The organism is Frankia sp. AgB32 (assembly GCF_023243045.1).
In the GTDB taxonomy this organism is placed as follows: domain Bacteria; phylum Actinomycetota; class Actinomycetes; order Frankiales; family Frankiaceae; genus Frankia.
In genome coordinates, this window is record NZ_JALKFX010000253.1 from 1 (window position 1) to 10,002 (window position 10,002).

The 10,002-nt window shown below is 72.0% G+C and carries 9 protein-coding genes; 5 read left to right on the top strand and 4 right to left on the bottom strand.

Annotated elements, in window-relative coordinates:
- Positions 1 to 206: 206 nt before the first annotated feature.
- From MXD60_RS27645 to MXD60_RS27665, 4 genes are all read left to right on the top strand, one after another.
- Positions 207 to 401: a hypothetical protein gene (locus MXD60_RS27645; protein ID WP_248822629.1), complete on the top strand. Its 195-nt coding sequence runs from the start codon at positions 207 to 209 to the stop codon at positions 399 to 401.
- A 62-nt stretch (positions 402 to 463) separates the two neighbouring features.
- Positions 464 to 1,468 carry an acyl-CoA thioesterase gene (locus MXD60_RS27650; RefSeq protein WP_248822630.1) on the top strand — a complete coding sequence of 335 codons (1,005 nt, stop codon included), beginning with the start codon at positions 464 to 466 and terminating at the stop codon, positions 1,466 to 1,468.
- A 189-nt stretch (positions 1,469 to 1,657) separates the two neighbouring features.
- A complete protein-coding gene (locus MXD60_RS27655) occupies positions 1,658 to 2,656 on the top strand; it encodes a TIGR03617 family F420-dependent LLM class oxidoreductase (protein ID WP_248822631.1) in 999 nt (332 codons plus the stop codon).
- An 822-nt stretch (positions 2,657 to 3,478) separates the two neighbouring features.
- Positions 3,479 to 3,835, top strand: a complete 357-nt coding sequence (locus MXD60_RS27665; RefSeq protein ID WP_248822632.1) for a group I truncated hemoglobin — start codon at positions 3,479 to 3,481, stop codon at positions 3,833 to 3,835.
- 82 nt (positions 3,836 to 3,917) lie between these two features.
- On the opposite strand, the gene MXD60_RS27670 is transcribed toward MXD60_RS27665, so the two are convergent.
- The 4 genes from MXD60_RS27670 to MXD60_RS27685 form a co-directional block, all read right to left on the bottom strand.
- Complete coding sequence (locus MXD60_RS27670; protein ID WP_248822633.1) at positions 3,918 to 5,000, bottom strand: phosphatase PAP2 family protein; 1,083 nt, start codon at positions 4,998 to 5,000, stop codon at positions 3,918 to 3,920.
- A gap of 173 nt (positions 5,001 to 5,173) precedes the next feature.
- The gene (locus MXD60_RS27675) at positions 5,174 to 6,529 is read right to left on the bottom strand and encodes an ABC transporter substrate-binding protein (RefSeq protein WP_248822634.1); all 1,356 of its coding nucleotides are present in this window, start codon (positions 6,527 to 6,529) and stop codon (positions 5,174 to 5,176) included.
- A 448-nt stretch (positions 6,530 to 6,977) separates the two neighbouring features.
- Positions 6,978 to 8,156: a pre-mycofactocin synthase MftD gene (gene mftD / locus MXD60_RS27680; RefSeq protein WP_248822635.1), complete on the bottom strand. Its 1,179-nt coding sequence runs from the start codon at positions 8,154 to 8,156 to the stop codon at positions 6,978 to 6,980.
- 391 nt (positions 8,157 to 8,547) lie between these two features.
- Positions 8,548 to 9,021 carry a hypothetical protein gene (locus MXD60_RS27685; protein WP_248822636.1) on the bottom strand — a complete coding sequence of 158 codons (474 nt, stop codon included), beginning with the start codon at positions 9,019 to 9,021 and terminating at the stop codon, positions 8,548 to 8,550.
- Positions 9,022 to 9,283: 262 nt separating this feature from the next.
- Between MXD60_RS27685 and MXD60_RS27690 the strand changes: the two genes are divergently transcribed.
- Positions 9,284 to 9,478 carry a hypothetical protein gene (locus MXD60_RS27690; RefSeq protein WP_248822637.1) on the top strand — a complete coding sequence of 65 codons (195 nt, stop codon included), beginning with the start codon at positions 9,284 to 9,286 and terminating at the stop codon, positions 9,476 to 9,478.
- Positions 9,479 to 10,002: the final 524 nt, after the last annotated feature.

The window sequence follows — 10,002 nt, forward strand, 5'->3', positions numbered from 1 at the left end:
GATCCGAGTGTTCCGCGGCGCACCAAGATCCGAGTGTTCCGCGGCGCACCAAGATCCGAGTGTTCCGCGGCGCACCAGGCCGGGGCCAGGGGCCCCGGCTGGTGGGCCCGCCGGTGGCCGCGTCCCGTTCCGACCGATTCCGGCCGACCGGGTCATGCGGGGGCGGCCATCGCCGATCAGAAGCTGGGCGGGAGCCTCAGGACGAGGTGGCGGGCGGTGCCGACGACGAGGACGGCGACGCCGAGTGGGCGTTGCAGCGCGGCCTGGGTACCGGGCAGCGTTCGGACGCGGCGGTCGGTGGTGAGGACGCGGACGCGGGCGGTGTCGGGATCGGCGAGGAGGATGTCGCCGGTGGGGAGGAGAGGCCCGTCACACGCATCGGCGGGACACAGCCCTCCTGACACATAGTGGTCGGTATGTCTGCCGGTGACTGTCTGATCCTCAGCCTCAGGACGCCCATCCGATGACCGCCCTCCTCAAGCTCGGCGCCGCGCGGGACGAGCCGCCCACGCCGGGCGGGCCGTCCGATGCGGTGGTCGGTTCCGTCCCGGTGGGCGACGTCGTGGCCCGCGAGCTTCTGGGACTGCGGGTGGACCGGGCTGCGGGGCGCGGGGAGCTGGTCGCCGCGAAGCGCATCCTCAATCCGCGTGGGCTGCTGTGGGGCGGCTGCGGGCTGGCCGCGGGGATGGCCACGGCGGAGGAGATTCTCGACCGGCGCGCGCTGTGGGCGACGGTGCAGTTCGTCGGGCCGATCGCCGCGGACGAACGACTCGTGCTGGAGCTGGAGGTCGGTCGGCACGGGCGCGCGCTGACCCAGGCGATGGTGCGGGGCACCGTCGACGGGCGGCTGGCCATCCTCGTGACCGGTACCTTCGGCGCCCGCGAACGCTCCTCGAGTCACGCCGACAGCGCCGACGCCGACGCGCCAGCCTCAGTCGCGGCGCCGGCCAGTGGTGAGTCCGACGTGGACCGGCAGTTCGCGGCCGTGCCCGCCGGTGTGCCGGGGCCGGAGAGCTGCGTCGAGCGGCGGGAGTTCGGCCAGCAGCCCCGCGCCGCGTGGGGGTTGCGCACCGAGATCGAGGAGCTGTGGGTGCCGGCGGAGGCCATGGCCCGGGCCGGGCTGGTGGCGCCGGGGCGCAGCCTGATCTGGTTGCGGCCGCCGCGGCCGTTGCCGCTGACGGCCGCCTCGCTGGCGATCCTCGCGGATATGGCGCCGGCGGCGCTCAACGAGGCCATCGGCGTGGTCGTCCACGGGATGAGCCTGGACAACAGCATCCGGCTGGGTGCGGCGCCCATCACCGACGGGACCGAGGACTCGGCGTGGGTCCTGCTCGACGCCCAGGTGGAGACGTCGGTAGGCGGCGTGGTGCACCACAGCGCGCGGCTGTTCGACCGGGGCGGGCGCCTGCTCGCGACCGCGTCCCAGTCCCTGCTGCGACGGCCGCCGGCGCCGCGGCCCGCCACGTAGCCCGGGCTGGCGCGAGCCTCGGTCGCGTCGCGAAGCCGGGAACTGTAGGAACGCATCCTCGGGCTGCCCTGCGGCTGGTCGGACGCCGCCGCGACCCACGCCGGCGGCATCCGACCAGGAACGAGCGTCGATCAGGAGAAGAAAGGTGCCGTGCCCATGCCGGTAGGTGAACCACCCAGGCTGGACGTGATGTTGTCGAGTTCCGTCGTGGACGCGGCGGAGCGGGCGCGGGCGCTGGAGGCCGCCGGCGTCGACGGGGTGTTCAGCTTCGAAAACGCCCATGACCTGTTCTTCCCGCTGGTCGCGGCGGCGCCGGTGTGCTCGCTGGACCTGATGACGAACGTGGCGGTCGCGTTCCCGCGCAGCCCCATGCATCTCGCGCACGCTGCCTACGACCTGCACCTGCTCTCCCGGGGACGGTTCCGCCTCGGGCTGGGTTCGCAGGTCCGCGCGCACGTGGAGAAGCGCTTCGGCGCGACCTGGGGCCGGCCGGTGGCGCACATGCGCGAGTGGGTGCTGGCGGTGCGGGCGATCCTGGGCAGCTGGCAGGACGGCACCCGGCTGGACTTCCGCGGCGAGTACACCAGCCACACGCTGATGACGCCGGCGTTCAATCCGGGCCCGAACCCGTACGGGGTGCCGAAGGTGCTCGTCGGCGCGCTCGGCCCGAAGATGAACCAGATGGCCGCCGAGGTCGCCGACGGCATCCTGGTGATGCCGTTCAACAGCGACCGGCACATGCGCGAGCGCACCTGGCCCGCGATCGAGGCGGGCCTGGCCGCCGCCGGGCGCACCCGGGCGGACATCGAGGTGACCGCCGAGGTCATCGTCGCCGTCGGGCGCACCGAGGAGGAGCTCGCCGCGTCGCGGGCGGCGCTGAGCCTGCTGGCCTTCTACGGCTCCACCCCGGCCTACCGGGCGGTGCTGGAGGTGCACGGCTGGGATGACCTGCAGCCCGAGCTCAACGCCCGGTCCAAGCGCGGCGACTGGGCCGGGATGACCAAGCTGATCAGCGACGAGATGCTGCACACCCTCGCCGTGCACGGCACCCCGGACGAAGTCGCCGCCGAGATCATCGCCCGTTACGGCGACTGCGACCGGATCTGCGCCTACTTCCCCGGCTACCCGGCCGGCGTCGACCTGATCGCCGACCTCGCGGCGGCGCTGAAGAAGGCCGGCACCCAGTGAGCAGCACACGCCAGCCCGGCGCCGACGAGTCCGCGTGCGTCCTGTTCGACGTCGGTCGACCGGCCTCGTCTTCAGGGTGGCCGCGCCCCTGTCGGTGTCGGCCCCCTTGGGATCGTCGCTCCAGACGGCGACGAGCTGGGCCTGCGCGCCCTTGAGGGCGCTGTTCGGGTTCTCCGGCGCGTCGAGCGGGCGGGAGACCTCCTCGACGGTCGGGCCGTACTTCTCGGCCAGCGGCGCGAGCGCGTCGAGGTCGAAGCCGTAGAGCCGCGCGGCGTCACCGGCCAGCAGGTCCCGCATCTCCGGCTCGGGGATGTGCTGCATGACCTGGCGCAGCGCCTGGGTGGTGTAGGGGCCGGTGCCCTCGTCGTGGGGGTCGTCGCTGCCCCACATCCACCGGTCACGGCCGACGACCTCGCGGGCCGCGACGTCGTCCGGCTTCGGGAAGCTCGCGCCGACCCAGCAGTTCTGGTGGAAGTACTCGGTGGCGGTGCGCGGCAGCGCGATGTCCTTGGCGTACTTCAGCTCGCCGATCGCGCCGGCCTGCATGCTCGTGATGACATGGTCGAGCTGTGTGCCGGCCATCATGACTGGAACAACGTTCTCCTTTTTGGTTGCCAGGTGGCTCGACCGCCAGGAGGGACGGCCATCCGGCCCCCCGACGCCCGGCCGTCCTTCTGGGCGCCGTGGGCCGGCAGCCCCTGCCACGCGCCCGCGCCGACGGGTTGGGTGGAGATGTCGGACAGGCAGCAGTGCACTCCCCCGAAACAGGCTGGCCCGGCCCCAGTCGCGGGCCGGGCAGTCACGGCGAAAGCGAGACCTCTGATGAGTACCTACGACGCTATCGGCGGTTCCGCCGCGGTGAAGGCCGCCGTCGACGAGTTCTACGTGCGCGTCTTGGCCGACCCGGAGATCGCCCCGTTCTTCCGCGGCAAGGACATCCCGACCCTCAAGGCGCACCAGCGCGACTTCATCGGCGCGGCGATCGGCGGCCCCGAGGTGTACACCGGCAACCCGATCCCCGACGTGCACGGCACCCTCTGCATCAACGACGCCCAGTTCGACGTGGTGGTCGCGCACCTGCTCGGCGCCCTGAGCGGCCTCGGCGTCCCGGACGCGACCACCGGCGAGATCGGCAAGGCCCTCGCTCCCCTGCGCGCCCAGATCGTCACCGCCGTCTAACCGACGCGGACAGTCACCGGTCCGCGGCAGCGTCGCCTCGATCCGACTCCACCCACTCGGGTCAGTGACGAGGCCGCGGGCGTCATCCCGGTCGCCGTCCGGGCCGGGCCTGGTCGTCTCCGCTGCCGGCGGCGTCGCCGGCGCCCGCCAGCGGCGCCGGGCGGGCGGGCGGGCCTCGGTCGTCATCGGCCGCTTCCGCGGCCGGCCGGGCGCGGGCCGCGGGCGGGGTCCACGACGCCGGGCCGCCGGCCGTCGCGAGGACCGTCGCGGGCTCGCGGGGACGTCGGCCCGACAGGCGTTCCCGCAGGTCGTGCAGGCGGCCGCGCAGGGCGCGGCCGGCGATCTCGGCGAGGACGAGCAGGATGACGGCGACGATGCCGTCGGCCCAGAAATGGTTGGCGGTGACCACGACGACGAGCGTGGTCAGCACCGGGTGGATCACGATCAGCCAGCGCCACCGGCTCGGACTGATCCTGATCACCTCGTAGGCGATCAGGAACGCCCAGCCGACGTGCACCGACGGCAGCGCCGAGAGCTGCGCCGCCACCCCGCTGCCGAACTCGCCGTACACCGACTGGCCGAGCACCACCGCCTCGTCCACGAAACCGGCCGAGGTCAGCATCCGCGGCGGCGCGACCGGCAGGAACATGTGGAACAGCAACGACGAGCCGGTGAACAGCACGATCGTCATCCGCACCGACGGGTAGGCGGCACGGTGCCGGACGAACAGCCACACCAGGAACAGGTTCATCGCCGGGAAGTGCACCCAGCTGTAGAACACGTTCGCGGCCCGCAGCCAGCGCTCGTGGTCGAGCATGAACATCTCCATGCTGACCTCGCTGGGCAGGTGCAGCCAGCGCTCCGCGTGCCAGATCCAGTCCGCCCGCTCCAACCCGCCAGCGACCCTGGTCACCCCGAGGATGCGGGCGATCTGCCAGAGCGTGAACAGGCCGAGGATGGTGCCGGTCTCCTGGCTGCCGGCCGCGACGATCGCCAGGCCGCGTCGCGGCCACCAGTGGTGCGCGATCCGCAGCACCACGGCAAGCACGAGCAGCGCGCCGGCCGCGACCCCGGCCCGCTGCCACAGCGGCATCGGCGACCACAGCGGCATCGGCGACCACAGCGGCATCGGCGACCACAGCGGCATCGGCGACCACAGCGGCATCGGCGACGCACCTCCGGTCTCCCGGCGCCCCCACACCCCCGCGACCCTCGCGGTCCGGGACCGGTGCACCCCGGCGACGCCCCGGACGTCACGTTACGTCCTGCTAACGCCGCCGCGCCGCCACGCCGCCACGCCGCCGCGCCGCGCGCCGTGAGGGCTCGGCGGGTCCGCGCTCAGGTGTCCGGGCCGAGCTCGTGGCCGCAGACGTTGTTCTGATCGACGTCGAAGGCGTTGCCCGCCGGGTTCACCCGCAACACCGCGAGGCAGCTCGTCGGGTGGCGCTGCGCGGTGACGACGTTGATCGGCGGGATGAGGCCGTCGGCGTCGTAGTGGGTCAGCGTCCGCATGCCGGCCAGGAAGGAGGCGCGGGTCGGGCAGGGGCCGGCGGCCCGCAGCCCGCGCAGGAAAAGGTCCGTGTCGATGTACGACATGATCCCGGACTCCTGCGCCGGGTTGGTGACCTGCGGGGCGTAGCGGTGCATCGCGTCGAGGTACCGGGCGATCGGGGCGCCGCCCGCCTCGAAGGGGCGGTAGCCCACCGGCAGGAGCACCCCGGCGAGATCAGGCCCGGCGGTGCGCAGCAGATCGCGGTCGTAGCCGGCGAAGGACAGCACCACCGGCGGGTTCCCCCCGGCCGCGCGCACCGCGTGCAGCACCGCGGGCAGTGACTGCGGCGCGAGCATCGCGACGATGGTGTCGGCGCCGGAGTCGATGATCTGCCGGGCAACGGTGGCCGGGTCGTCCGCGCCGTCGGTGTACGCCTGGTCCGCCACCACCCGCACGCCGGCCGCCTGCAGGCTCTGACCCACCCGGTCGATAGCCCCGGATATACCTGCCGACAGACCCGTCCGCAGCAGGAACGCGGTCGTGCCGCCGTGCCGGGCGACGATCCCACCGTAGGTGTCAACGGCCGCCCCGACCGAGCTCGCCGGCGTGAACATGTTCGAATACCGGGTCCAGACGCTCTCGTCGGCGAGGCCCACCACCGGAATTCTGCGGTCGGCGAGGTAGGCCGCCCCGCCCTCGGCGGCGACGGTGAACTCGACGAGCCCGAACACGTTCTCGTCCTCGACCAGCTCACGGCTTCCGGTGAGATTCCGGGCCGGTATTCCCTCGTCGTCCCGCCAGTCGTAGACAATTTTCCGGCCGTATATTCCGCCGGCGGCGTTGGCCGCGGCGATCCGTGCGTCGATTCCGGCCCGCGCCGCGGGGAACGCCGCGCCCGCCGGGCCGGAGTCGGGGTAGAGCACGCCGAGCCGGACCTCCTTCCCGCTCACCCCCGGCGCCGTGTCACCACCGGTGCAGGACGATGCCCCGCCCGCCGTCGCCGAGCAGGCGCCAAAGCCGGCCAGCGCCACAGAAAGGGCCGCTGCCGGGATTCCCACCGTCGCAGTCAGCCGCTGCGCCGCCAGCCGGTTCACCAGGCCACGGCGATCCCAGGGCCGCAGCGGCGGCCGGTTCAGCCGGCCGTTTCGCTGTCGGCGACGCAGGGCCGACGCGACGGCGCGGCCCGGACGCTTCGCCTTCACTGCGTCGGGATTCGCGCCACGCCTGCCGCGCCACCGCCCCGCCGTCGCAGACAGCGGAAAGAGGCAGGCGCCGGCCGGCGGGGAACTCTGCGCTCCAGCACCCGATCGCCGGATTCACCGTGACCGGATTCACCAAAAGTTGGCTCATTATCTGCCGCGGCCCGCGGCGCCGGAATCAATCGGGCCACGGACGGCCTTAGTAGCACCGGAATTTCCCGCGTGTCGGCCGACGGATCGTCGCTGTGCGGCCGTTCCGGCGAGGGGGTCACAATTCGAGGGCGGCAGGACATGACCCAATGGTGCATGTAACCGACCGTGGCGACAACCATGCAAGTGGCCTTGGCCCCGGGTGCAACAGGGCGTTGCACCCTTTTTCATTGCACCCGGGGAGCCGCGTTTCAAACCGGTATCTTCAATGTTTCGAGTTTACTGAACGACGAAGGTTTGGTCAGACTTTACGGTCCAACGCGAACTCGGCCGGCACCAGGATGTCCTCGGGCGACAGTTCGTGCACCGACGACCTGCCGAGACCCAGCAGGGTCTCGCTCACGCCCTGGCGCAGGATCTCCAGCACGTTGGTCACGCCACGCTCCCCGCCGGCGGCCAGCCCCCACAGGTAGGCGCGGCCGATCATCACCGCGCGGGCGCCGAGCGCCAGGGCCTTCACCACGTCGCTGCCGCGGCGGATGCCACCGTCGAGCAGCACCTCGACCTGGTCACCGACGGCGTCGACGACGCCGGGCAGGCAGCGGATCGACGCCGGGGTCGAATCCAGGTTGTTGCCGCCGTGGTTCGACACCGAGATCGCGCTGGCGCCGACGTCGACCGCGCGCCGCGCGTCGTCCGGGCGGGTGATGCCTTTGATCATGAAGGGGCCGTCCCAGCGCTCGCGCAGCCAGGCCAGGTCCGTCCAGGTCGGCGGCGGGGTGCCCATCCACTGGCCGTAGGCGCCGAAGAACGTCGGCGGGGTCACGTCCAGCGGCACCAGGTTCGGCACGCCGAGGTCGGGCAGCGACCGGCTGCGGATCCAACGCCCCAGGTAGCCGGGGCGCAGCGCGACCTGCGGCGCGTACCGGGCCATCGCCTTGAGGTCGAGGCGCTCGGGGATGAACGGGCTGCCCCAGTCCCGCCGCGAGTCGAACACCCAGTCCAGCGTGACGATCAGGCCCTTGGCGCCGGCCTCGCGGGCGCGCAGCGAGCGGGCGAGGATCTCCTCGCGCGAGCCGAGCCAGTAGGTCTGGAACAGCAGCTTGTCGTTGACCGCCGCGACCTGTTCGATCGGCTTCGACGCGAACGCCGACAGGCCCATCGCGGTTCCCGCGCCGGCGGCGGCCCGGGCGACGGCGACCTCCCCGTCAGGGTGCACCGCCTGTACCCCCGTCGGCGAGATCAGCACCGGGAAGCTGATCTCCTGCCCCATCACGGTGGTGGCCAGGTCCCGGCTGGTCGGCAGGTCGGCGACGTGCGGGCGAACCTTCAGGTCCGCGAACGCGCCCAGGTTGTCGTTCATGGTCACGCCGGCCTCGGAGCCGGCGACCAGCGCCTGGTACACCCCCTTGGGCAGGCGCCGCTTCGCCCGCCGCTGCGCCTCCGCGACCGTCTCGAACCACGTTCTCGTGCTGGCCATCGAACTCCTACCTCGTCGCGGACGCCCCGGGGACCGGCCGGGACGAGAGCCAATTTGGCACCGAGTGCCACTGTAACGACGAACGCCGCCACGTGCCGCCGGTCACGTCCGCGCCGACACGGCGGGACGAACCTGCGCGCGGCGCGTTCAAGATCCTCGCCGCCCCTGAGCGCCCCCATCCCCACTCCGCGTCCCTTCGCTGCGCGGCTGAGCAGATCGCGGCCGCTTCTGTAGCGGCAAAACGGGCACGCGGCCCTGCAGAAGCGGCCCCAACAGCCGTCCCCACGCAGGGAGCGATCACGGATGATCGACAGGCGCGGGTGCGTGGCTGGTCTCTCGGCCTCGCCCTCACCCACCGCCGCGACACCTGACACCGAAGCGTCAGGCGGCCTCAGCCGAGGAGGCTGGCGAGCATCGGTGCCGGAACGGCTCTGACCGGTTGGTCGAGGTCGAGAACGGATTTGGTGGCGAGAATGCCGTGGCCGTACTTGGCGCCGAGGCCGCGGGTGTCGACGCGCCAGCCGGCGTCGATCCACGTGGACTCGACCGGAGTTGTCGCCGTGGGCCCGGCGGCGCTGGGGATACGGACGGGGCTGAGGTCGATCTCGTTCCCGGAGCCGGTGCGGGCGTAGCCGATGGTGTCGCCGGCGACCCAGCGTCCCTCGTCGTGCTCGTCGATGGCCCGGGCGAGGGCGACGGCGAGGGTCATCTCGCTCGGCGCGGTGTACTCCGGGCGGTGCAGGCCGGGGCTGGTCAGCGCAGGTAGCCAGGCGAGGAGTGGATCAGTCAGGTAGAGCTTGTACTGGCTGCCGGCGACCCAGCGCAGGGCGGCCCCGGCGTCGAGACCGCGGCCGGTACGATTCACACAGGTCCGTCCACATCTGCGTGGCTGCTGACGGACGACGATGCCTGGGAGCGGGTGCCCGCGGGACGGTTCAGGACCGTCGCCGGACCCACGCTCGCGATCGTCGTCGTCGTGATCGGGGCGGTGTACCTGGCCTGGCGTGCCGGCGGCCTGTTCTACGCCGCGGAGATCGCAAGCTACCTCGCGGTCGTGTGGACAGCGGTGATGACCTCCCGGATCCTGCCGGGTCACGTCCGCCACGCACCGGATCGCCACCCTCGCCGTGGTCGGGCTCCACCCGCACCCGGCGGACCTCTCCGCGCCGGTGTGGGCCGGCGCGCTGCTGGCGATGATCGCTGGTCCGTTGTCCGCGCTCTCGCGGCGACCGTCGCTGGTCGAACGGGCCCAGCGGCCGATCCGCGTCACCATCGCCGCGACGGTGCTCGGCTTCGCCGCGAAGGCCCTGCTCACCGGCTGACACCCGGCTGGAATCCAAGACCACCGCGGCTGGGTCGGGTCAGTCGGCTACGTGCACCGAAGGGCAGGTACCTGCCATGCACCGAGTGCTGGACGTCAAGCTTTCCCGAGCTGGCATCAGCTTCCAGGCCGGCCCGTGGTTCACGCCATACGCTTATGCCAATCGCCCTTCCCCTGCGAGTCCGTTTACTTTTTGTTGATCAAAGGATGTGGGCCGCGAAGTAAGGTCGACGTAGGAGCATGGCAGCGCGAGAAGGCAGACACGTGGCGGAGTTCAGAATGACTGACGCCGCGAGCAGGCAGTCGCACTCAACGTTGCCACCCCGGGTCCTTGCTGCATGATGACGGCGTGACATGGAACGTCCGGCTATGTCCGCCGGGTAGCCCGGGGGAATTTCACCCCCGGGCTCCCACAGAACGGAGCGTGACGATCTCTCGTCACTCCGCTCTTCTCACCTGATCCGTCAGAACTTAGGCATCCACGCCCAGTGAGCGAACAGTCCGGGCTGCCTTTGCAGGAGCCCG

Excerpts from the sequence above, each read along its gene's own strand:
- MXD60_RS27650 (WP_248822630.1), top strand. The coding sequence starts at position 464 with ATGACCGCCCTCCTCAAGCTCGGCGCCGCGCGGGACGAGCCGCCCACG.
- MXD60_RS27655 (WP_248822631.1), top strand. The coding sequence starts at position 1,658 with ATGTTGTCGAGTTCCGTCGTGGACGCGGCGGAGCGGGCGCGGGCGCTG.
- MXD60_RS27665 (WP_248822632.1), top strand. The coding sequence starts at position 3,479 with ATGAGTACCTACGACGCTATCGGCGGTTCCGCCGCGGTGAAGGCCGCC.
- MXD60_RS27670 (WP_248822633.1), bottom strand. The coding sequence starts at position 5,000 with ATGCCGCTGTGGTCGCCGATGCCGCTGTGGTCGCCGATGCCGCTGTGG.
- mftD (WP_248822635.1), bottom strand. The coding sequence starts at position 8,156 with ATGGCCAGCACGAGAACGTGGTTCGAGACGGTCGCGGAGGCGCAGCGG.